The organism is Cellulomonas sp. (assembly GCF_017744555.1).
Classification (GTDB): Bacteria; Actinomycetota; Actinomycetes; order Actinomycetales; family Cellulomonadaceae; genus Cellulomonas.
This window is the reverse complement of the sequence record NZ_JAGIBD010000003.1, coordinates 81,518-103,745: the sequence shown is the minus strand read 5'-3', so window position 1 is coordinate 103,745 and position 22,228 is coordinate 81,518. Positions and strand designations below refer to the sequence as shown.

The 22,228-nt window shown below is 73.8% G+C and carries 17 protein-coding genes; 2 read left to right on the top strand and 15 right to left on the bottom strand.

The window, feature by feature from the left end; all coding sequences use genetic code 11:
* Positions 1–42: 42 nt before the first annotated feature.
* The 13 genes from ftsY to J7523_RS03920 form a co-directional block, all read right to left on the bottom strand.
* A complete protein-coding gene (ftsY, locus tag J7523_RS03980) occupies positions 43–1,278 on the bottom strand; it encodes a signal recognition particle-docking protein FtsY (protein WP_291882562.1) in 1,236 nt (411 codons plus the stop codon).
* 97 nt (positions 1,279–1,375) lie between these two features.
* The gene (locus tag J7523_RS03975; RefSeq protein WP_291882559.1) at positions 1,376–1,708 is read right to left on the bottom strand and encodes a hypothetical protein; all 333 of its coding nucleotides are present in this window, start codon (positions 1,706–1,708) and stop codon (positions 1,376–1,378) included.
* Between the two features lie 93 nt (positions 1,709–1,801).
* Complete coding sequence (gene smc / locus J7523_RS03970) at positions 1,802–5,365, bottom strand: chromosome segregation protein SMC (RefSeq protein WP_291882556.1); 3,564 nt, start codon at positions 5,363–5,365, stop codon at positions 1,802–1,804.
* 65 nt (positions 5,366–5,430) lie between these two features.
* Positions 5,431–5,865 carry a nucleoside-diphosphate kinase gene (ndk, locus tag J7523_RS03965; protein ID WP_291882553.1) on the bottom strand — a complete coding sequence of 145 codons (435 nt, stop codon included), beginning with the start codon at positions 5,863–5,865 and terminating at the stop codon, positions 5,431–5,433.
* Between the two features lie 52 nt (positions 5,866–5,917).
* Complete coding sequence (locus J7523_RS03960) at positions 5,918–6,328, bottom strand: DUF4233 domain-containing protein (protein ID WP_291882550.1); 411 nt, start codon at positions 6,326–6,328, stop codon at positions 5,918–5,920.
* A gap of 9 nt (positions 6,329–6,337) precedes the next feature.
* A complete protein-coding gene (locus J7523_RS03955; protein ID WP_291882548.1) occupies positions 6,338–8,152 on the bottom strand; it encodes an MDR family MFS transporter in 1,815 nt (604 codons plus the stop codon).
* Between the two features lie 47 nt (positions 8,153–8,199).
* Complete coding sequence (locus tag J7523_RS03950; protein WP_291882545.1) at positions 8,200–8,856, bottom strand: TetR/AcrR family transcriptional regulator; 657 nt, start codon at positions 8,854–8,856, stop codon at positions 8,200–8,202.
* A gap of 75 nt (positions 8,857–8,931) precedes the next feature.
* On the bottom strand, positions 8,932–9,642 hold the full coding sequence (gene dhaM, locus J7523_RS03945; RefSeq protein WP_291882543.1) for a dihydroxyacetone kinase phosphoryl donor subunit DhaM: 711 nt from the start codon (positions 9,640–9,642) through the stop codon (positions 8,932–8,934).
* A complete protein-coding gene (gene dhaL, locus J7523_RS03940; protein WP_291882540.1) occupies positions 9,639–10,271 on the bottom strand; it encodes a dihydroxyacetone kinase subunit DhaL in 633 nt (210 codons plus the stop codon). The genes dhaM and dhaL overlap by 4 nt, the downstream gene beginning before the upstream one ends.
* A 53-nt stretch (positions 10,272–10,324) precedes the next feature.
* Positions 10,325–11,320 carry a dihydroxyacetone kinase subunit DhaK gene (dhaK, locus tag J7523_RS03935; protein ID WP_291882642.1) on the bottom strand — a complete coding sequence of 332 codons (996 nt, stop codon included), beginning with the start codon at positions 11,318–11,320 and terminating at the stop codon, positions 10,325–10,327.
* Between the two features lie 148 nt (positions 11,321–11,468).
* Positions 11,469–12,854, bottom strand: coding sequence for a folylpolyglutamate synthase/dihydrofolate synthase family protein (locus J7523_RS03930; protein WP_291882538.1), 1,386 nt, complete (start codon positions 12,852–12,854; stop codon positions 11,469–11,471).
* Positions 12,851–16,117, bottom strand: a complete 3,267-nt coding sequence (ileS, locus tag J7523_RS03925) for an isoleucine--tRNA ligase (RefSeq protein ID WP_291882530.1) — start codon at positions 16,115–16,117, stop codon at positions 12,851–12,853. Before ileS ends, J7523_RS03930 begins: the two co-directional genes overlap by 4 nt.
* 265 nt (positions 16,118–16,382) lie before the next feature.
* Positions 16,383–16,922: a phosphoribosyltransferase gene (locus J7523_RS03920; RefSeq protein ID WP_291882529.1), complete on the bottom strand. Its 540-nt coding sequence runs from the start codon at positions 16,920–16,922 to the stop codon at positions 16,383–16,385.
* Between the two features lie 89 nt (positions 16,923–17,011).
* Here J7523_RS03920 and J7523_RS03915 point away from each other — a divergent pair, with 89 nt between their 5' ends.
* Together J7523_RS03915 and J7523_RS03910 are read left to right on the top strand one after the other, a co-directional pair.
* On the top strand, positions 17,012–17,677 hold the full coding sequence (locus tag J7523_RS03915; protein WP_291882527.1) for an HAD hydrolase-like protein: 666 nt from the start codon (positions 17,012–17,014) through the stop codon (positions 17,675–17,677).
* A 55-nt stretch (positions 17,678–17,732) separates the two neighbouring features.
* Complete coding sequence (locus J7523_RS03910; RefSeq protein ID WP_291882524.1) at positions 17,733–18,488, top strand: MerR family transcriptional regulator; 756 nt, start codon at positions 17,733–17,735, stop codon at positions 18,486–18,488.
* Positions 18,489–18,554: 66 nt separating this feature from the next.
* Here the strand turns inward: J7523_RS03910 and J7523_RS03905 are convergent, their stop codons facing one another.
* Both J7523_RS03905 and J7523_RS03900 read right to left on the bottom strand, forming a co-directional pair.
* Positions 18,555–20,369, bottom strand: a complete 1,815-nt coding sequence (locus tag J7523_RS03905; RefSeq protein ID WP_291882522.1) for an ABC transporter ATP-binding protein — start codon at positions 20,367–20,369, stop codon at positions 18,555–18,557.
* The gene (locus J7523_RS03900; RefSeq protein WP_291882641.1) at positions 20,366–22,174 is read right to left on the bottom strand and encodes an ABC transporter ATP-binding protein; all 1,809 of its coding nucleotides are present in this window, start codon (positions 22,172–22,174) and stop codon (positions 20,366–20,368) included. The genes J7523_RS03905 and J7523_RS03900 overlap by 4 nt, the downstream gene beginning before the upstream one ends.
* Positions 22,175–22,228 lie beyond the last annotated feature (54 nt).

The following is a 22,228-nucleotide window of genomic DNA, read 5'->3' as shown; positions in this document are numbered from 1 at the left end:
GTGTAAACAGTCCGTTTCGGCCTGGGCGGACGTCCAGGCCCGTCAGCCCTGCAGGATGCCGTCGACGAACTCCTCCGGGTCGAACGGTGCGAGGTCGTCCGGCCCCTCGCCGAGCCCCACGAGCTTCACGGGCACGCCGAGCTCGCGCTGGACGGCCACGACGATGCCGCCCTTGGCGGTGCCGTCGAGCTTCGTCAGCACGATGCCGGTGACGCCCGCGACCTCGCCGAACACGCGCGCCTGGTTGAGACCGTTCTGGCCGGTCGTGGCGTCGAGCACCAGGAGCACCTCGGCGAGCGGCGCCTCGCGCGTGAGGACGCGCGTGATCTTGCCGAGCTCGTCCATGAGGCCGGCCTTGTTCTGCAGGCGGCCCGCGGTGTCGACGAGCACGACGTCGACCCCCTCTGCCCGGCCCTGCTTGGCCGCGTCGAAAGCGACCGCCGCGGGGTCGGCACCGTCGCGGTCCGAGCGGACGGTGTGCACGCCGACGCGCGAGCCCCACGTCTGGAGCTGGTCGGCGGCCGCGGCGCGGAACGTGTCGGCCGCGCCGAGCAGCACCGTGCGGTCCTCCGCGACCAGGACGCGGGCGAGCTTGCCCACGGTCGTGGTCTTGCCGGTGCCGTTGACGCCGACGACGAGCACCACCGCGGGCACGTGCGACCCGTCGGCCGCGGTGGACGGTGCGGTGTGGAGCGTGCGGTCGAGCGACGGGTCGACGAGCGCGAGCAGCTGCTCGCGCAGCAGCGCCCGGACCTGACCCGGCTCGCGCAGGCCCTCGACGCGCACCCGGGTGCGGAGCGCCTCGATGAGGTCCGACGTCGGGCCGGCGCCCACGTCCGCGAGGAGCAGCGTCTCCTCGAGCTCGTCCCAGTCGTCCTCCGTGAGGTGGTCGCGGGACAGGACGGCGAGCAGGCGCGCACCGAGCGGCGAGCCGGAGCGGGCGAGCCGCCCCCGGAGGCGTGCGAGCCGGCCCGCGACGGGCGCCGGGACCTCGAGCTCGGGCTCGACGGCGGCCTCGGGCGCCTCCACGGGCGGCGCCTCGGCAGCGGGCACCTCGGCGGGCGCCTCCCCGACCGGGGCCTGCCCGGGCCTGTCGAGGACGGCGGTACCGGTCGCGGCCGCCGGCCGCTGCGCGTCGTCCTGCGCGGACGGACCGGTCGGTCCCTGCGGACCGATGCCCGTCCCGAAGCGGCGGCGGACCACCGCGGTGACGACGGTGACGGCGAGGGCGATCGGCACACCGGCTGCGAGCAGCCAGGTCAGGGTGTCGGGGTTCACCGGGCCAGTCTGTCGTCCGTCCGGGCGCGTGCGCGAGCCGGCTCGTCGTGCGCGCCGTCACACCGCCCGTGGTGCCGCACGTCGGGGCCCGCGGACGTCAGCTGCGGCGCGGCAGCGGCAGCACGCGTGCGGCGCGCTCGCGTGCACGGCTCAGCGTGGCGCCGAGCTCGTCGACGTCCAGGTACGCGGCGCCGTCCTCCGCATTCGCGCTGAGCAGCTCGTCGAGCGAGACGTCGACGGGCTCCGCGGCGGCGGCGAGCGCGGCCTCGCGCTGCTCCGCGTCGGGGTGCTTGCGCGCGGCGAGCCCGGCGCGGAAGCTGCGCAGCGGACCTCGGCCGTCGTCGGACGCGCCCCCGCCCACCGCGCTCGCGACGAGGAGCACGGCGGCGGCGACGATCAGGGCGACGAGGACTGCGACAAGGACGGCCACACCCCTAGTCTCCGATGCCGTCGGCGCCGTGGCAGCGCGGCCCACCCGGTTGCCCGGCAAGGCGCACACAATCTCCACATCGCGCGCGACAGGTCAGACCGCGACGTCCTCGCGCATCCGCTGGCTGATCACCGTCGTCACCCCGTCGCCGCGCATGGTCACGCCGTACAGCGCGTCGGCGATCTCCATCGTCCGCTTCTGGTGCGTCACGACGATGAGCTGGGAGTCCTCCTGCAGCTCACGGAAGATCTCCAGCAGGCGGCCGAGGTTCGCGTCGTCGAGCGCGGCCTCGACCTCGTCCATCACGTAGAACGGGCTCGGCCGGGCCTTGAAGATCGCGACGAGCATCGCGACCGCGGTGAGCGAGCGCTCACCGCCCGACAGCAGCGACAGGCGCTTGACCTTCTTGCCCGCGGGCCGGGCCTCGACGTCGATGCCGGTCGTGAGCATGTCGTCCGGGTCGGTCAGCACGAGGCGGCCCTCGCCGCCCGGGAACAGCCGCGGGAACACGACGTCGAACGCCGCGGCGGTGTCGCGGTACGCGTCGGCGAACACCTGCTCGACGCGCTCGTCGATCTCCTTGACGATCTCCAGGAGGTCGAGGCGGGACTTCTTGAGGTCCGCGAGCTGCTCGGTGAGGAACTGGTGGCGCTCCTCGAGCGCGGCGAACTCCTCCAGCGCGAGCGGGTTGACGCGACCGAGCAGCGACAACGCCCGCTCGGCGGCCTTGAGCCGCTTCTCCTGCTGCTCGCGCACGTACGGCACGGCCGTCGGCGCGTCCGGGTCGACCTCGGTGCCCGGCGGGTGCACGACCGGCACGTCCTGGTGCGGCCCGAACTCCTCGAGCAGCACGGCCGGGTCGAGGCCGAGCTCCTCGATCGACCGGGCCTGCAGCTGCTCGATGCGCAGGCGCTGCTGCGTGCGGGCGACCTCGTCGCGGTGCGCGACGTCGGTGAGCCGGCCGAGCTCCGCGGCACGCGCGTCGACCTCGGTGCGCGTCGCGGTCAGGAGGGCGTCCCGCTCGGCGCGGGCCTGCTCGGCCGCGTCCCGTTCGGCCGACGCTCGCCGCAGCGACTCGTCCAGCACGCTCAGCGCCTGCTGGGCGCCGTCCCGGACGGCCAGCGCGACCGCGACCTGGCGCGCACGGGCTCGCTCGCGCTCGGCGGCCTTCTCGCGGGCGACGCGCTCGGCGCGGGCCGCCCGCTCGAGCGACTCGGCCCGGCCGGACAGCGCCCGGGCCCGCTCCTCGCTCGTGCGCAGCGTCAGGCGGGCCTCGGTCTCGCGGGTCCGGGCGCCCGTCGCGAGCTCGGCGAGCCGGTCGCGCAGCTCACCGCCCTCGACGATCGCGGCCTCGCTCTCGGCGGGCTCCACCTCGGCGGCAGCGAGTCGCGCGGTGAGCTCGGCGAGCTCGGCGGTGTCGGCCTCGAGCGTGCGCGACGCGACCGCGAGCGACGCCTCGACGCGCTCCGCCTCGGCACGGGCCGCACGCGCCGTCGAACCCAGGTGGCCGAGCTGCTCGGCGACCGCGGCGAGCGCCGCGTCGGACTCGTTGAGCCGTTCGAGCGTCGCGTCGTACGCCGCCTGCGCCGCGGTCTGCGCCTCGGTGGCGGCGGCGATCTCGAACCGCAGGCGCTCGGCCGTCGCGGCCGCCTCCTGCGCGCCCGACCGGGCCTGGTCGAGCGCAGCCTGCAGGTGCAGCGCGCTCGGCGCGGTCGCGGAGCCACCCGACGCGCGGTGCCGGGACAGCACGTCGCCCGAGCGCGTCGCGACGACGAGGTCCGGGCGGTCCGCGACGACGGACCGTGCAGTCGCGAGGTCGTCGACCACGACGACGTCGACGAGCAGCGCCTCGACGGTGGCCTGCACGTGGGCCGGTGCGCGCACGAGGTCGGTCGCACGCTCGACGCCGTCCGGGAGGGGCGGGCGCGGCGCGGCCGTGCCGCCGCCGGCCACGAGCAACGTGGCACGACCGGCGTCCTCGGTACGCAGGTAGCGCAGCGCGTCGACGGCGGCGTCGACCGACTCGACGGCCACGGCGTCGGCCGTCGCTCCGAGCGCCGCGACGATGGCCTCCTCGTCGCGCGGGTCGACCTGCAGCAGCGCCGCGACCGAACCGATGGTGCCGGTCAGGCCGTCCGCGGCGAGCAGCGCACCGGCGCCGTCCTTGCGCAGCAGGCTCAGCTCGAGCGTCTCGGCGCGCGACGTCAGCGTCGCCTGCTCCCGGTCGGCTGCACCGAGCTGCTCCTGGAGCGACGTGAGGTGCTCGGTCGCCGCGTCGAGCGCCTCGGCCGCCGACTCGTGCTCGGCGTCGAGACCCTCCTCGCCCTCCTCGACGCCTGCGACCTGTGACTCGAGCGCGGTGAACTGGGTGCTGGCCTCCTGGCCGCGCCTCTCCGCGGCGGCGAGCGCCTCCCGGAGACGGCCGAGCTCCGCCTGCGTGGCCTCGACACGGCTGCGACGCGCGGCGACCTGGCCGGCGAGGCGCGCGACACCCTCACGACGGTCGGCGGCTCCGCGCAGCGCGGTCGCGAGCGCCTTCTCGGCGGCCCCCGCCTCCTGCTCGGCCTCCTGGCGGGCCGTCACCGCCGCCTCGAGCGCGACGCGGGCGAGCTCGACCTCCGCGGCCAGCTCGGCCTCCGCGGAGCGCACCCGCTCGGCCTGGCGCGCGAGGTCGTCGGGATCGGACCCGCCGCTGCGCTCGCCACCCGCCGACCCCAGCAGCCGCACGCGGTCGGCGGCCAGGGACGACGTCCCCCGCAGCCGCTCGCGCAGCGACGACAGCCGGTACCAGACCTCGCTCGCCTCGCTCAGCGCCGGTGCCGCTTCGGCGGCCTGCCGCTCGAGCGTCGCGAGCAGCGCCCGCTGCTCGGTGAGGAGCTGCTCGACACGCTCGCGCTCGGCGCGCACGGCCGTCTCGTCCGCGATCTCCTGCTCGAGCGTAGCCGTGAGCTGCGCGAGGTCGTCGGCGAGCAGCCGGGCACGCGCGTCGCGCAGGTCCGACTGCACGACCGCGGCCTTGCGGGCGACCTCCGCCTGGCGGCCGAGCGGGCCGAGCTGGCGGCGGATCTCGCCCGTCAGGTCGGCCAGGCGCGTGAGGTTGGCCTGCATCGCCTCGAGCTTGCGGAGCGCCTTCTCCTTGCGCTTGCGGTGCTTGAGGACGCCCGCGGCCTCCTCGATGAACCCGCGGCGCTCCTCGGGGGTCGCCCGGAGGACCGCGTCGAGCTGACCCTGCCCGACGATCACGTGCATCTCGCGGCCCAGGCCCGAGTCCGACAGGAGGTCCTGGATGTCGAGCAGCCGGCAGCCCTGGCCGTTGATCGCGTACTCGGAGCCGCCGCTGCGGAACAGCGTCCGCGAGATCGTCACCTCGGAGTACTCGATCGGCAGCGCGCCGTCGGCGTTGTCGATCGTGAGCGACACCTCGGCCCGGCCGAGCGGCGGGCGGCCGGAGGTGCCGGCGAAGATGACGTCCTCCATCTTGCCGCCGCGCAGCGACTTGGCGCCCTGCTCCCCCATGACCCACGCGAGCGCGTCGACGACGTTGGACTTGCCCGACCCGTTGGGCCCGACGACGCAGGTGACACCCGGCTCGAAGTTCAGCGTCGTGGCCGAGGCGAACGACTTGAACCCCCGCAGGGTGAGGGTCTTGAGGTGCACGCACGAAGCCTAAGGCGCGGGCGGCGCCCCTCCCGGGAGGCCCACCCGCTCGGCGGTGCGGCTGCTCAGAGGCTCGGGAACCAGAGGGCGATCTCGCGGGCGGCCGACTCCTCGCCGTCCGAGCCGTGCACGAGGTTCTGGATGACCTTGAGACCCCAGTCGCGGGCCAGGTCACCGCGGATCGTGCCGGGCAGCGCGACGGTCGGGTCGGTGGCGCCCGCGAGCGAGCGGAAGCCCTCGATCACGCGGTGACCCTCGACGACGACCGCCAGCACCGGGCCCGAGCTCATGAACTCGATCAGCGGCGTGAGGAACGGCTTGCCGGCGTGCTCGGCGTAGTGCTCGGCGAGCAGCGCGTCGTCGGCCTGCCTCAGCTCGGCGGCGACGAGGGTGTAGCCCTTGGCCTCGATCCGCCGCACGATCTCGCCGACCAGGCCGCGACGGACGCCGTCGGGCTTGACGAGGACGAGGGTGCGCTGCGTGGCGGGTGCGTCAGTCATGGCGTCACCCTAACGGGGAGCCGGGGAACGACCGGTGGCCGTCCGGTGGACGTCAGGGGCCGACGGCGCCCGGGTGCGCGGCGTCGTACTCCGCGCGCTCGCGGTCGATGCGCCCGCCGAGCCGCAGGGCGACGACCCACAGCACGACGAACACACCGCCCACGACGAACATCATCGGGACCACGAACCCGCCGGCGAGCACGAGCCCCTGCGCGACCCACCCGAGGGCGTAGCCGCCGGGCCGCGACACCATCCCGGACAGCAGGATCAGGACGACCGACAGCCCGCCCCCGACCCACCACACCGCGGTGGTGGACCAGGGGCGGCTCGGGTCGCCCACCGCCAGGCCGTACGCCACGAGCGTCGCGAAGAACACCAGCACCGCCTCGAGCACGAGGATCGTCTTGGTGAACTGAGGCTTCGCGGGCGTCTTGCGGCGCACGGCCGGCGGGGTCGAGCTCATCGGGCCAGGCTACCGGCGGGCCGGCGCGTCGCCGTCCGCGACGTCGTCCCCCGTGAGGGCCGCGAGCTCGGCGTCGAGGTCCTCACCTGCGGCGTCGTCCAGCGCGCCGTGCGGGGCCGGCACGTCCGTGACGTCGGCCTCGTCGGCCGGCTCGTCGGCCTGCTCGTCGACGGGCGCGGAGAGCGTGTCGAGCACGACCGCACCGTCGACCAGGTCCGCCTCGTCGATCGCGGCGACACCGCTGCCGTCGGCCGCGAGCGCCTCGCCGCGCGCCACCATGCCGGCGACGTCGGACAGCTTGACCTCCTTGAGGAAGATCGCCAGCACGAGGCCGACGAGCACGATCGGCACGACGTACCAGAACGCCGGGGCGAGCGAGTTCGTGAACGCGTCGACGACGCCGGTGCGGAACGGCTCAGGCAGCTGCTGCACGGCAGCCGGCGTCAGGCTCGAGGCGTCGCCACCCGTGCCGGCCGGCACGTCCTTGAACACGTCGGCGAGGTTCTCGGTGAGGCGCGACGTGAACATCGTGCTGAACACCGCGGTGCCGACGGCCGCGCCGATCTCTCGGAAGAAGTTGTTCGAGCTCGTCGCGGTGCCGATCTCGTGCGGGTCGACCGAGTTCTGCACGGCCAGCACGATCGTCTGCATCACGAGGCCCATGCCGGCGCCGAGGACGAAGATCATCGCGCCGAACAGCCACATCGACATGTCACCGGTGATCTGCGTGAGCCACGCAACGCCCGCCGCGGTGATCGCGAGGCCGACGACCGGGTACACCTTGTAGCGACCGGTCTTCGTGATCGCGATGCCGGAGCCGATCGCGGTGAGCATGACACCGACCATCATCGGCAGCATGAGGAAGCCGGACTCGGTGACGCCGGCGCCGGTCGACATCTGCAGGAACGTCGGCAGGAACGCGAGGGCCGAGAACATGCCCGCACCGAGGATCAGCCCGATGAGGGTCGCGATGGTGAACGTCGGGTTCTTGAACAGGCGCAGCGGCAGGATCGGCTCGCTCGCGCGGAGCTCGATCATGATGAACGCGGCGATCGACACGAGCGTGCCGACCACGAGCGCGATCAGGCCGGGCTCGCTCCAGTCGTAGCCCTTCTTGCCGGTCCAGCTGTCCCAGCTCGTCGCCAGCACGAGGCCGGACGTGGCGACGACGAGGAAGAACGCGCCCGCGACGTCGATCTTCTTCTCCGAGCGGTGCGTCGGGAGCTTGAGCGTGAACCACGCGACGACGAACGCCGCGATGCCGATCGGGATGTTGAGCCAGAAGCACCAGCGCCAGTCGGCGTGCTGCGTGAACAGGCCGCCGAGGAGCGGGCCGATGACGGCCGCGATGCCGAACAGGGCGCCCATGGGGCCCATGTACTTGCCGCGGTCCTTGGCGGGCACGATGTCGGCGATGATCGCCTGCGACAGGATCATCAGGCCGCCGCCGCCGAGGCCCTGGATGCCGCGGCCGACGACGAGCCAGCCGAACGACGCGGCGAAGCCCGCGACGGTCGAGCCGGCGACGAACAGGCCGACGGCGACGAGGAACGGCCAACGCCGCCCCCACAGGTCGCCGAACTTCCCGTAGAGCGGCATGACGATCGCGATCGCCAGGATGTAGGCGGTGACGACCCAGCCCTGGTGCTCGACGCCGTTGAGCTCGCCGACGATCGTCGGCATCGCGGTGCCGACGATCGACTGGTCGAGCGACGACAGGAACATGCTCGCCATGAGGGCGCCGAAGATGAGCCAGACGGTGCGCGGCGTGAGGACGATGAGCGGCTTGTCGGGTGCGCTCGCGTCGAGGGTGGCGGTGGCCATGCGGATTCCTTGCGTGGTGGGGGCGGTGCGGTGCGGTGTCGGGGAGATCAGTCGGTGAGCAGGCTGCGCAGCTCGCGCACGACGGACGCGACGTGGTCGGGCGCGCGGCCCTGGCCACCGGCGGCGTCCCAGCGCATGAACGTGACGTGCGTGAGGAACAGCGCGAACGCCGCGACGACGTCCGGCGAGTGGCCGGGCTCGTCGCCGAGCCGGCGCTCGACGAGCTCGACGAGCTGTCCCTTGTGCTGCTCCATCCAGGCGAGGTGCTTGGCGAGCAGCCGGGGCTCGCGGCTGGCGAGCTCGAGGGCCCGGGCGAGCCGGCTGCGGCCCATGGGTGGGTCGTCGAGCACCGCGGTGACGAGGTGCTCGAGGTCGGGCAGCAGGTGGCCGGTGGGGCCGCCCGCGGCGAACACGTCCGCCGCCTCCGACGCGAGCGGCCACGGCGTGTGGCCGAGCACCGCGTCGTCCTTCGACTCGAAGTAGTTGAAGAACGTGCGGACGGACACGCCCGCGGCCTCGCAGATCGCCTCGACCGTCACGGCGTCCAGGCCGTCGCGCTCGACGAGCCGGTGCGTGGCGTCGATGAGCTGCTCACGGCGCGCCCGCTTCTTGCGTTCCCGCAGGCCGAGCGCGCTCGCGAGCTCGGCGAGCGTGGGGCGCTCGTCCTGCTCGGGGGCGTCCACGGACGCGTCAACTTGCTGCACGAGGTGCAACATTACACCCCGTGCAACTTTGCACCCCGTGCAAATCGGTCACCGTGAGCAGGATCACCCCGCTCGTCAGACCTCGCCGAAGCCCTCCTGCACGGCCGCGACGAGCGCGTCGCGCGCCTCGGTGGCCTGCGGACCCTCGACCTCGATCGTCAGCTCGTCGCCCTGCGTCGCGCCCAGCTTCATGAGCTCGAGCACGCTCGCCGCGTTCGCGCCGTTGATCCGGACCTTCGCGTCGTAGGCCGCGAGCATGCGGGCGACGATCGCCGCCGGCCGCGCGTGCAGGCCCAGCGGGTTGCGGAGCGTGACCGCGCCGCGCACGACGCCGTCGTCAGCCGCTGCCTCGACCGCAGCGGGCCGCACCTGGTCGCCGCCGAACATCGTGCCGGCGTGCTCGGCCGCCGCGAGCACCCGGTCGAGGTCGGCACCGCCGTGCGCGGTCACCGCCGCCGCCACGGCCCCCTCGACGAACGGCGCGTCGGCGATCCGGACCCGCTCGGCGACGTCCGGGTCCGCCAGGTCGAGCACCGACTCCGCCGTGAGCACGGCCGACCCGAGGTCGGCCAGCACCACCGCGGACCGGCCGTCCGCCACGGCCCGCGTCACCGCCGCCTCGACCGCGTCGTAGCTCGTGCCCAGGCCGCCGTCGTCGGTGCCGCCCGCGGCGAGCAGCAGCACACCCGGCGCCATCTGCCCGGCGAGGTCGACCGCGCCCTCGGCGATGGCGCGCGAGTGCGACACGAGCACCAGGGCGACGGGGGCAGGCTCGCGCTCGCTCACGCGGCCGCCTGCGCCGCGGCCTGCAGGATGAGCTCCGTGGAGCGCGCCCCGGGGTCGAGGTGCCCGGCCGACCGCTCGCCGAGATAGCTCGCACGGCCCTTCGTCGCGACGAGCGGGATCGTCGCCTGCGCACCGTCCGCCGCCGCCTGCGCGGCAGCCTCGAGCGCCTCCGCGGCCGACGCACCGGCGTCGGACGCGGCCGCGGCCGCCTCGGACGCCGGGGTCCACGCGTCGACCATCGTCTTCTCGCCGGTCCGCGCCTTGCCGCGCACGACGATGCCCTCGAGCGCCGCCTCGAGCAGCGCGACGACGCCCTTGGTGTCGAGCTCGGGTACCGCGGTCGCCTTCGCCGCCCGCAGGAACGCCGTCCCGTACAGCGGGCCGGCCGCTCCCCCGACGGTCGACATCAGGGTCGTCGCGACGAGCTTGAGGACGTCGCCGATCTCGCCGGGCGGCTCCTCGAGCGCGTCGAGCTTCGCCACGACCGCCGTGAACCCGCGGTTGAGGTTCTCGCCGTGGTCGCCGTCGCCGATCTGCCGGTCGAGCTCGATGAGCTCCTCACGGTGCTCGGCGACCGCGTCCGCGGAACGTCGGACCCAGTCCACCGCCCACGCCACGTCCAGCGTCATGCCCACGCTCCCTCGCCCGTCGTCGATGTCCGGCCACGGCCCGGCCGACGCTGTCACCAACGCAGGGCGGTCGTGTGGACGGGCGCGTCCCACAGGGCCGTCAGCTCGTCGTCCAGCCGCAGCACGGTGACCGACGCGCCCTGCATCTCCAGTGATGTCACGTAGTTGCCGACCAGCGACCGGATGACCTCCACCCCGCGCTCGGCCAGCAACGCGCGTGCCCGACGATAGACGACGTACAGCTCGGACGCGGGCGTGCCCCCCATCCCGTTGACGAACAGCAGCACCTTCTCGCCGCCCGTCAGGCCGAGGTCGTCCGCGACGGGGGTGAGCAGCATCTCGGTGATCTCGTCGGCGCCCGCGAGCGGGATGCGACGGCGGCCGGGCTCGCCGTGGATGCCGATGCCGATCTCGATCTCGTCCTCGGGCAGGTCGAAGCTCGGCTTGCCGGCGTGCGGGACCGTGCAGGCCGTGAGCGCGACACCCATGGACCGGACGTTCGCGATCACCTTCTCGGCGACCGCGACCACCGCGTCCAGGTCGTCGCCGCGCTCGGCGGCGGCGCCCGCGATCTTCTCGACGGCGACCGTGCCGGCGACACCGCGGCGGCCGGCGGTGTACAGCGAGTCCTCGACGGCCACGTCGTCGTTGACGACGACCGACCGGACCGTGACGCCCTCGGCGTCGGCGAGCTCGGCGGCGGTCTCGAAGTTGAGCACGTCGCCCGTGTAGTTCTTGACGATCGCGAGCACGCCCTTGCCGCCGTCCGCGGCCTGCAGGGCCGGGGCGATCTGGTCCGGCGTCGGGGACGTGAACACGGCGCCCGGCACCGCCGCGTCGAGCATGCCGACACCGACGAACCCGGCGTGCAGCGGCTCGTGCCCGCTGCCCCCGCCGCTGACGAGCCCGACCTTGCCGGCCGTCGTGCCGCCCGCACGCGTGACGAACGGCGGGTCCGTGTGGACCGCGACGACGTCGGCGTGCGCCGCCGCGAAGCCCTCCAGGGACTCGGCGACGACGTTCTGCGGGTCGTTGATGAGCTTCTTCACGCTGGTCATCCCTTCTCCGGGCTCCCCTGCGAAGCCGTCGGGACGGCGACGTCCCCGACGTACCTCACCCTCACGGCGGCCTCCGGGGGCGTCAAGCGGGAGGGCTTGCACGGCGCCTGCACGTTCGTGCAGGCGCCGCTGCAGGACGTCAGGGACGGCCCAGCAGGATCCGCGCCTCCGCCACCAGCACGATCGAGCCCGTCACGAGCACCGCGGCGCCTCGCTCGACGTCGCGCTCCGCACGGGCGGCCGCGAGGTCCACCGCGTCGTCGAGCCGCTCCGCCACGTGCACGCGGTCCTCGCCGAAGACGTCGCGCGCGACCTCGGCGAGCTCCTCGGGGTCCAGCGCGCGCGACGTCGAGGCTCGCGTGACGACGACCTCGGCCAGCACGGGCTCGAGCAGTGCCAGGATCCCCTCGGGGTCCTTGTCCGCCATGACGCCGACCACGCCGACCACCCGCTGGAAGTGGAACGCCTCCTCGAGCGACTCGACGAGCGCCTCGACACCGGCCGGGTTGTGCGCGCCGTCGACGATGACCGTGGGGCTGGTCCGGACGATCTCCATGCGGCCCGGCGAGCTGACGTCCGCGAACGCCGCCTCGACCACGCCGGCGCCGAGCGCCGCTCCCCCGGTGAGGAACGCCTCGACGGCGACCAGGGCGAGCAGCGCGTTGTGGGCCTGGAACTCGCCGTGCAGCGGAAGGAACACGTCGGTGTACACGCCGCCCGTGCCGCGCAGCGTGAGCAGCTGGCCGCCGACGGCCACGGCGCGCTCGACGACCGCGACGTCGACCTCCTCGCGGATCACCCGGGCGCCGTGCTCGGCCGCCGCCGCGAGGAGCACGCCCTCGACGTCCTCCTGCTGGCGGGCCATCACGAGCGTCGCGCCGTCCTTGATGATCCCCGACTTCTCCGACGCGATCTCGACGAGCGTGTCGCCCAGGTACCGCTCGTGGTCCATCGCGATCGGCGTGACGACCGCGACCTCGCCGTCGACGACGTTCGTCGAGTCCCAACGCCCGCCGAGGCCGACCTCGACCACCGCCACGTCCACGGGCGCGTCGGCGAAGGCCGCGAACGCCATCACCGTGAACACCTCGAAGAACGACAGCCGCGGCTCGCCGCGCTCCGCCGACCGCGTGTCGACCAGGTGGACGTACGGTGCGACGTCCTGCCACACCTCGACGAACCGCTCGTCGCTGATCGGCTCGCCGTCGATCGCGATGCGCTCGGTGACGCGTGTGAGGTGCGGGCTCGTGAACCGGCCGGTGCGCAGGCCGTGCTCGCGCAGCAGCCGCTCGACCATGCGGCTCGTCGACGTCTTGCCGTTCGTGCCGGTCAGGTGGATGGTCCGGTACGCCTTCTGCGGATCGCCCATGAGCTCGCACACGGCCCGGACGCGGTCGAGCGTCGGGTCGATGTCGTGCTCGGGGGCGCGCGCCAGGATCGCCTGGTAGACCTCGTCGGCGGCGTCGCGCGCCTCACGTGCCTGCTGGGCGCGCAGGTGATCGGCGCCCTTGTCGCGCTTGCTCATGCCTCGTACCCGCCTGCCTCGACGGCGGCGACGGCCACCTGCAGCGCCGCGGCCGGCGCCACCTCGATGGACACCGCGAGCGTCTCGCGGCCGATGAACTCACGGTGCGCCTCGACCGCCGGGACGTGCTCGGCGGGGACGTCGAGCTGCAGCACGATGCGGTCGCCGACCTGCAGGCCCGCGGCCTTGCGCGCGTCCTGCACGGCCCGGACGACGTCGCGCGCGTAGCCCTCGGCGCGCAGGTCGTCGTCGAGCCCGAGGTCGAGGACGACGAACCCGCCGCCCGCGAGGACGGCGGCCGCCGCGGAGCCGTCCTCCGCCGACGCCACGACGGTCGTGAGCTCGTACTCGGCGGGCTCGAGCGCGACGTCGGTGCCGTCGGCCACCGTCACGACGACTGCACCCTGCGCATCCGTGCGCCACGCGCCGGCCTTCGCACCCTGGATGACGGCCTGCACCCCACGACCGAGGCGCGGACCGGCGGCACGGGCGTTCACCGCGAGCCGCTGCGTGATGCCGAACCGCTCGGCGGCACCCGCGTCGGCAGGCACGAGGTCGACGGCCTTGACGTTGAGCTCGCCCGCGAGCAGGCCCACGTACGGCGCGAGGGCCGACGGGTCCTCGACCGCGACCGTGAGCGTGCGCAGCGGCTGCCGCACGCGGACGCCCGCGGCCTTGCGCAGGCCGAGCGCGGTCGACACGACCGAGCGGACCTCGTCCATCGCGGCGACGAGCGCGTCGTCCGCCACCAGACCGGCCTCGTCGGCCGTGGGCCAGTCCTCCAGGTGCACGCTTCGGCCACCCGTCAGGCCACGCCAGACCTCCTCCGTGAGGAGCGGCGCGAGCGGCGCCATGACGCGGTTGAGCACCTCGAGGCTCGTCCAGAGCGTGTCGAACGCGTCCGCGTCCTCCGCCCAGAACCGGTCCCGCTGCGTGCGCACGTACCAGTTGGTCAGCACGTCGAGGTGCTCACGGACAGCCTCGCACGCGGCCGCGATGTCGTACGCGTCGAGGTGCGACGTGACCGTCGTGACGAGGTCGCGCGTGCGGGCCAGCACATACCGGTCCATCGGCGGCAGGCTCTCGGCGCGCACCGCGTCGACGGGCTTCGCCGCGTACCCCGCTCCCCCGCCCGCGGCACCCGCGTACAGCGTGAAGAAGTAGTACGTGCTCCACAGCGGCAGCAGCACCTGGCGCACGCCGTCGCGGATGCCCTCCTCGGTGACGACGAGGTTGCCGCCGCGCAGGATCGACGACGACATGAGCGACCAGCGCACCGCGTCCGAGCCGTACACGTCCCACATCTGCGCGGGGTCGGGGAAGTTGCGCAGGGACTTGCTGGCCTTGCGGCCGTCGTCGCCGAGCACGATCCCGTGGCACAGCACGTTGCGGAACGCCGGCCGGTCGAAGATCGCCGTGGCCAGCACGTGCAGCGTGTAGAACCAGCCGCGCGTCTGCCCGATGTACTCGACGATGAAGTCGCCCGGGTAGTGGTGCTCGAACCAGTCCGCGTTCTCGAACGGGTAGTGCACCTGCGCGAACGGCATCGAGCCCGAGTCGAACCACACGTCGAACACGTCCGCGATGCGGCGCATCGTCGCCTGGCCGGACGGGTCGTCCGGGTTCGGGCGCGTGAGGTCGTCGATGAACGGGCGGTGCAGGTCCGGCTCGCCCTTGTCGTTCGTCGGGAGCCGCCTGAAGTCCGCCTCGAGCTCGGCCAGCGAGCCGTACACGTCGACGCGCGGGAACCGCGGGTCGTCCGACACCCACACCGGGATCGGCGTGCCCCAGTAGCGGTTGCGGCTGATCGACCAGTCGCGCGCGTTCGACAGCCACTTGCCGAACTGGCCGTCCTTGATGTGCTCGGGCGTCCAGGTGATCTCCTGGTTGAGCTCGACCATGCGGTCGCGGAACTCGGTGACGCGCACGAACCAGGACGACACCGCCTTGTAGATCAGCGGGTTCCGGCAGCGCCAGCAGTGCGGATAGGAGTGCTCGTACGTCTCGTGCCGGACGAGCACCGCGCGCTGGCCGTCGGCCGTGCGCGCGAGCGGGCCCGTGCCGTTCTTGAGGTCGGCGATGATCGGCTTGTTCGCCTCGAAGACCTGCTGGCCCTCGTAGTCCGGCACCTCGACCGTGAACCGGCCGCGCGAGTCGACCGGGACCGTCGGGGCGATCCCCGCGGCCTCGCACGCGACCATGTCGTCCTCGCCGAAGGCGGGCGCCATGTGCACGATGCCCGAGCCGTCCTCGGTCGTGACGAAGTCGCCGAGCAGCACCTGGTGGGCGTTCTCGTGACCCGCGAAGTAGTCGAACGGCGGCGTGTAGCGGCGACCGGCGAGGTCGGCGCCGAGCACCGTCTCGACGACCGTGGCCTCACCCAGCTCGCGGGCGTACGCCGCGAGGCGCGGGGCGGCCAGCAGCACGCGCTCACCGGGGTGGGCCTGCGCGAACGGCGAGTCGGCGGCGGGCTCGACGACGACGTACTCGATCTCCGGCCCCACCGCGACGGCGAGGTTGCTCGGCAGGGTCCACGGCGTCGTCGTCCAGATGAGCGCGAGCTCGCCCGTCTCGAGGCGCAGGCCGACCGTGAGCGCCGGGTCCTGGCGGGACGCGTACACGTCGTCGTCCATGCGCAGCTCGTGGTTGGACAGCGGCGTCTCGTCGACCCAGCAGTACGGCAGCACCCGGTGGCCCTCGTAGGCCAGACCCTTGTCGTACAGCTGCTTGAACGCCCAGATCGCCGACTCCATGAACGTGGTGTCGAGCGTCTTGTAGTCGTGGTCGAAGTCCACCCAGCGTGCCTGGCGGGTCACGTACTCGCGCCACTCGCCCGTGTACTTGAGCACCGACGCGCGGCACGCGTCGTTGAACTTCGCGATGCCGAGATCCTCGATCTGCGACTTCTCGGTGATGCCCAGCACGCGCTGCGCCTCGAGCTCCGCGGGCAGGCCGTGCGTGTCCCAGCCGAACCGTCGCTCGACCCGGTGCCCGCGCATCGTCTGGTAGCGCGGCACGACGTCCTTCGCGTACCCCGTGAGCAGGTGGCCGTAGTGCGGCAGGCCGTTCGCGAACGGCGGGCCGTCGTAGAAGACGTACTCGTTGCTGCCGTGCTCGCCCGCGTCACGCTGGTCGATCGACGCCTGGAACGTGCCGTCCTGCTCCCAGAACTTCAGGACGTCGCGCTCGAGGTTCGGCAGGTCCGGCGAGGCCGGGACGGGCGAGTCGGGGCGGTGCAGCGGGTACTTCGCGGCGGGAGTCACCGGGGGTCTCCTGGTCGATGTCGCTCACGGCTGCGAGGACGATCGCCCCCCGGTCAGGGGACCACCGCGGTACCACCTCGCTTGCCGGCTCCCCCGTCAGGGTCGTCGACCACTCTGCTGCGGCTGTGACGGGCCTGCCCCGTCCGGTTCTACTGGGGCGTGACCGCCTGTTCTTCCGGAGGCTCGCCGGTGATGGCCGGGTCGACGCCTGTGCGAGCCAGGGTAACGCACGGGTGCGCGTCGTCGACCGGTCGCCGCCCGGCGCTCAGGCCAGCGCGTGCTGGTCGTCGTCGCGACGCGCGGCCGTGACCGGCGGCTGCGCGGACCACGGGAACGTGATCCACCGGTCGGTCCGCCGCCATACGTACGCGGGGTCCACCACCGACCGGGCCTTCGCGTAGAGCACCGCGGTCCGCACCTCGGCGCAGTGCTCCGCCATGAGGTCCTGCACGAGCGCCAACGTCTCGCCGGTGTCGGCCACGTCGTCCACCACGAGCGCCCGCAGCCCGTCCAGGGCGTCCGTGTCGAGGAGCGGAGGGAGCACGACCGGGTCCGGCAGACGCTCGTCGACGCCCGTGTAGAACTCGACGTTGAGCGTGCCGACCGCCTTGGTGCCGAGGGCGTACGCGAGCGCGCCGCCCGGCGGCAGCCCGCCGCGCGCGACGGCGACGACGACGTCGGGCACGAACCCCGAGTCCGCGACGGCCTGCGCGAGCTCGCGGACCGCGACCCCGAACAGGTCCCAGGTCAGCACCTCACGGTCGTCGGGGAGCTGCTGACCCGGGCCAGTCTCGGTCGTCGCCATGCCCGGCAGGGTACGTCCACGAGGTTGCGGCCGCGTTGCCGGACGGACGCCCGCCACGCACGGCGACGGGAGAGGCGACACTCGTCCCCATGACGCGCCCCCTCGTCCTGCTCGACCTCGACGGCACGCTGCTCGACTCGGCCCCGGCGATCACGACGTCGCTCGCCGCCGCGTACAGCGAGCTCGGCCTGCCCGTCCCGGAGCCGTCCGTGCTCCGCTCGCTCGTCGGACCACCGCTCGCCGACCTCTTCCTCGCGCACGGCGTGCCGGCGGACCGGGTCGAGGACGCGATCGTCGCGTACCGCCGGGTGTACGTCGGCGGGGCGATGCTCGAGACGCCGGTGTTCGACGGCATCCCGGAGGCGCTCGCCGAGCTGCGCGCCGCGGGGCTGACCCTGGTGCTCGCGACGTCCAAGCCCGAGGCGTACGCCTCGACGCTGTGCGACCACACCGGCCTGACGCCGCTGCTCGACGGTCTCGCAGGCGCCTCGCTCGACGGGTCACGGTCCAGCAAGGCCGACGTGGTCGGACACGCGCTGGCCGGTCGCGGCGGCGCGCCCGCGCGCGGGCTGATGGTCGGCGACCGCGAGCACGACGTGCACGGCGCACGGACGCACGGCATCGACTGCCTCGGGGTGTCGTGGGGCTACGCGGCGCCGGGTGAGCTGGCCGCCGCGGGCGCCGTCGGGATCGTCGACGACCCCCGCGACCTCGTCGCCGAGGTCCTCGCACGGCTGGATCAGCTCGCCGCTTGACCTTGACGCTGCGTCAACTCCTACCGTGAAGGTCACACGGAAAGGAGGGGCGCGCATGGAGGCCTCGATCCAGGAGGTCGCCCGGCTCACGGGCACCACGAGCCGCACCCTGCGGCACTACGACGCGATCGGGCTGCTCGAGCCGAGCCGCGTCGGCGACAACGGCTACCGCTGGTACGACGAGCGCTCGCTCGTGCGCCTGCAGCGCATCCTGCTGCTGCGCGGGCTCGGCCTCGGGCTGCCCGAGATCGGGCGCGTGCTCGACCGCGAGCAGGACGAGTCCGCGGCGCTGCGCCGCCACCTCCACTGGCTGCGCAGCGAGCAGCAGCGGCTGGCCCGCCAGGTCGCCTCCGTGGAGCGCACCCTCACCGCACGACAAGAAGGAGGTCGGCTCATGGCCGAGGACATGTTCGACGGGTTCGACCACACGCAGTACAAGGCGGAGGTCGAGGAGCGCTGGGGGCCCGACACGTACGCCGCGTCGGACGCCTGGTGGCGCGGCATGAGCGACGACGAGCGCGCCGCGTGGAAGGCACGCACGGCGGAGCTCGCCACGCAGTGGGCGCGGGCCGCCGAGTCCGGGACCGACCCGGGTTCGGAGCACGCGCAGGACCTCGCGCGACGGCACGTCGCGTGGCTGTCGTCGATTCCCGGCACCCCGGGGCACGGGACCACGCCGGTTCGGGCGTACATCGAGGGGCTCGCCGACATGTACGTCGCCGACGAGCGCTTCTCGGCCCACTACGGCGGCGAGGACGGCGCGACGTTCGTCCGGGACACGCTGCACGAGTACGCCGCTCGGCACCTCTGACCCGCCGCGGCGGCGGCCACGACGCACCCGCGCCGCCCGACCCGACGAGGCCGGGCGGCGCGCCTGTCAGACGGTCCGGCGCAGCGACCGCTGCCACTCCGCGTACAGGTCGGCGAACCTGCCGCCCCGCGCGACGAGGTCGGCGGGAGACCCGTCCTCGACGATGCGGCCGCCGTCCACCACGAGCACCCGGTCCGACCCCATGACGGTCGACAGCCGGTGCGCGATGACGACCGCGGTCCGGCCGGCGAGCAGCGTGCGCAGGCCCTGCTGCACGAGCGCCTCGCCCGGCACGTCGAGCGAGCTCGTCGCCTCGTCGAGGATGAGCAGCATCGGGTCCGCGAGGAACGCCCGCGCGAACGACACGAGCTGCCGCTGCCCCGCGGACAGGCGCACGCCGCGCTTGTCGACCTCCGTGTCGTAGCCGTCGGGCATCGACGCGATGAGGTCGTGGGCGCCGACGGCCCGCGCGGCCGCCTCGATCTCCGCGGCACTCGCACCCGGTCGCCCGAGCGCGATGTTCGCGCCGACGGAGCCGGAGAACAGGTACGCCTCCTGCGTCACCATGACGACCGCCCGGCGCAGGTCCACCGGGTCGACGTCGCGCAGGTCGACGCCGTCGAGCAGCACCGCACCCTCGCGCACGTCGTAGAACCGGGCGAGCAGCTTCGCCACGGTCGACTTGCCCGCGCCCGTCTCCCCGACCAGCGCGACCGACTGCCCCGCGGGCAGGTGCAGGTCGAACCGGGGCAGCACCGTGGGTCCCGAGCCGTAGCCGAACTCGACGCCGTCGAACCGCACGTCGCCACGCGGCTGCTCGAGCCGCACGGGGCGCTCGGGGTCCGGCACGCTGGGCTCCTCGGCGAGCAGCGACGCGAGCTTCTCGAGGGCCGCGGTCGCCGACTGGAACGCGTTGTAGAACATGCCGATCTGCGACAGCGGCGTGAAGAACCGCTTCGCGTACAGCACGGCCGCCACGAGGACCCCGACGTCGAGGGCGCCGTCGAGGGTGCGCAGCCCGCCGACCAGCAGCACCGCCGCGACGGTGACGTTCCCGATGAGCGTGAGGCTCGTGTCGAACACGCCGTTGACCCGGATCGCCTCGGCGTTGGTGGCGCGGTAGTCCTCGGCCAGGTCGTCGTACGTCGCGGCGACCTGCGTCTCGCGCCGGAACGCCTGCACCGCGCGGATGCCCGTCATGGTCTCGACGAACCGCACGATGAGCCGGGCCGCCGCCGTCCGCTGCTTGCGGTACTGCAGCTGCGAGCGGACCTGGAACCAGCGCGTCACGACGACCCCGGGCACGACCGCGACGAGCAGCAGCAGACCGCTGCGCCAGTCGAGCAGCGCGAGCGAGACCGCGGTCAGCACCATCGCGAGCGCGCTGCTGGCCAGGGTCGTCACGCCGCCGTCGAGCAGCTCGCGCAGTGCGTCGAGGTCGGACGTCTGGCGGCTGATGATGCGTCCCGACGTGTACCGCTCGTGAAACTCCAGGCTGAGGCGCTGCGTGTGGCGGAACACCCGGCGGCGCAGGTCGAGCAGGATCGTCTGGCTGACCCGGGCCGTGGACCGGACGGCGGCCGCCGTGAGCAGGCCGCCGAGCAGCGCGGTGACCAGGTAGGCGCCCGAGGCGAGGGCGATCGGTGCCGCGTCGCCGTCCGTGAGCGCGGGCAGCGCGTGGTCGATCCCGTACGCGACGAACGCGGGCCCGGCGACGGCTGCGAGCTGCGACCCGACGACGAGCGCCACCGTCCACCACGTCGGGCGGGACACCGGCCGCAGGAGCGACCTCAGCAGGGCGAGCGACCGCCGCCGGATGCGCCGCGACTCGTCGCGCGGGACGCCGGCACGCACGGTGGGCTGCTCCGTCACGGCGCTCATCGGGCCACCTCCTCGATCGCGTCGCGCGCGTCCTCGGCGTCGTCGGCCGCGTCCATGGCGGTGAGCACGAACCGGTAGTGCGGGTGCCGCTCCAGCAGGTCCTGGTGCGTCCCGACGCCCGTGATCCGCCCGTCCTCCAGCACCGCGACGCGGTCCGCGAGCGCGACGGTCGACGGCCGGTGGGCGACGACGAGCGTCGTCGTCCCGGTGAGCACCTCGCGCAGCCGGTTCGTCACGGCGGCCTCGGTCGCGACGTCGAGGGCCGACAGCGGGTCGTCCAGGAGCAGCACGCGGGGGCGGACGGCGATCGCGCGGGCCAGCGCGACGCGCTGCCGCTGGCCGCCGGACAGGCTGAGCCCTTCCTCGCCGATCACGGTGTCGAGGCCGTCGGGCAGCGCGTGCACGAAGCCGGCGCTCGCGACCTCGAGGGCCTGTGCGACCACGGCCTCGGGGTCCGGCGCGTCGTCGACGCCCATGAGCACGTTCTCGCGGACGGACGCGGAGAACAGGATCGGGTCCTCGAACGCGACGGCCACCGCACGCCGCAGGTCGGTACGGCGCAGGTCACGCACGTCGACCCCGTCGATGCGGACGGTGCCCGCGGAGACGTCGTACAGCCGCGGCACGAGCTGCAGGAGCGTCGTCTTGCCGCTGCCGGTGAGCCCGACGAGCGCCATCGTCTCGGCCGGCTCGAGCACCAGGTCGACACCCGCGAGCACGTCGTCTGCCCGCCCCTGCTCGGGCACGGGCCGGCCGGCGACGAGGGCGGGGTGGCGGAACCGCACCCCGGACAGCTCGACGCGGGACCCGGCAGGGTCGGCCGCCGGGAGCGCGGCCGGTACCGCGGGGTCGCGGACGGTCGGGGCCATGTCCACGACCTGCAGGAACCGGTCGGTCGCGGCCTTCGCGTCGAACGTCATCGCGAGCAGCTGGCCGAGCCGCTCGACCGGGTTGTTGACGGACGCGGCGGTCGCGAAGAACGCGACGAGCGCGCCCACGCTCAGCTCACCGCGCGCCGCGAGCGTCACGCCGACGGCGAGCGAGACCGCGAGGATCGCCTCCGGGATGGCACCGAGCGCGAACGACACGCGCGACAGCGTCCGGGCCTTGTGCACCTCGGTCTCCCGCAGCTCGGACGCCTGCCGGGAGAAGTCGTCGAGCGCGTCCTCGCCGCGGCCGAACGCCTTGAGCACGCGGATCCCGTGCACCGACTCCTCGACGGCCGTCGCGAGGTCGCCGGCCTGCTCGCGGGCGCGCCGGGCGACGACCTTGTAGTCCTCTCGGAAGCGGAACCCGAGCCACACCATCGGCACGGCGCCGACCAGGTAGACGAGCCCGAGCTGCCAGCTGGTGAGGAACATGAGCACGGTCCCCACGACGACCGTGACGGCGCTGACCACGAGCATGACCAGGCCGAACACCGTCCAGCGGCGGATCGTGCCGAGGTCCCCCATCGCGCGCGACAGCAGCTGCCCGCCGGACCAGCGGTCGTGGAACTCGACGGGCAGGTCGAGCAGGTGGCGGAACAACGACGTCCGCATCTCGCGCTCGACGGTCGTGCCCGGCGTCGCGATCAGGGCGCGGCGGCACCACACGAAGAACGCCTCGAGCACACCGAGCGCGAGGACGACGAGCGCGCCGAGCACGACGCCCTGCCGGGACCCGTCGCTCAGCAGCGGGCCGTTGACGATCGCGCGCAGCACCTGCGGGACCGCGAGGGCGAGCAGGCTCGCCGCGAGCGCGGTGAGGCCGCCGACCACGACGCGTGGGACGGCCGGTCGCGCCCAGGCGACGAGGCGGAGCAGGACGCGGGTGGTCGACTCGCCGTCGCGGCGGGTGAGGGGCGGGGATGACGGAGC

Excerpts from the sequence above, each read along its gene's own strand:
- ndk (WP_291882553.1), bottom strand. The coding sequence starts at position 5,865 with ATGACTGACGCACCCGCCACGCAGCGCACCCTCGTCCTCGTCAAGCCC.
- J7523_RS03960 (WP_291882550.1), bottom strand. The coding sequence starts at position 6,328 with ATGAGCTCGACCCCGCCGGCCGTGCGCCGCAAGACGCCCGCGAAGCCT.
- J7523_RS03955 (WP_291882548.1), bottom strand. The coding sequence starts at position 8,152 with ATGGCCACCGCCACCCTCGACGCGAGCGCACCCGACAAGCCGCTCATC.
- dhaL (WP_291882540.1), bottom strand. The coding sequence starts at position 10,271 with ATGACGCTGGACGTGGCGTGGGCGGTGGACTGGGTCCGACGTTCCGCG.
- J7523_RS03930 (WP_291882538.1), bottom strand. The coding sequence starts at position 12,854 with ATGAGCAAGCGCGACAAGGGCGCCGATCACCTGCGCGCCCAGCAGGCA.
- J7523_RS03920 (WP_291882529.1), bottom strand. The coding sequence starts at position 16,922 with ATGGCGACGACCGAGACTGGCCCGGGTCAGCAGCTCCCCGACGACCGT.
- J7523_RS03915 (WP_291882527.1), top strand. The coding sequence starts at position 17,012 with ATGACGCGCCCCCTCGTCCTGCTCGACCTCGACGGCACGCTGCTCGAC.
- J7523_RS03910 (WP_291882524.1), top strand. The coding sequence starts at position 17,733 with ATGGAGGCCTCGATCCAGGAGGTCGCCCGGCTCACGGGCACCACGAGC.
- J7523_RS03905 (WP_291882522.1), bottom strand. The coding sequence starts at position 20,369 with ATGAGCGCCGTGACGGAGCAGCCCACCGTGCGTGCCGGCGTCCCGCGC.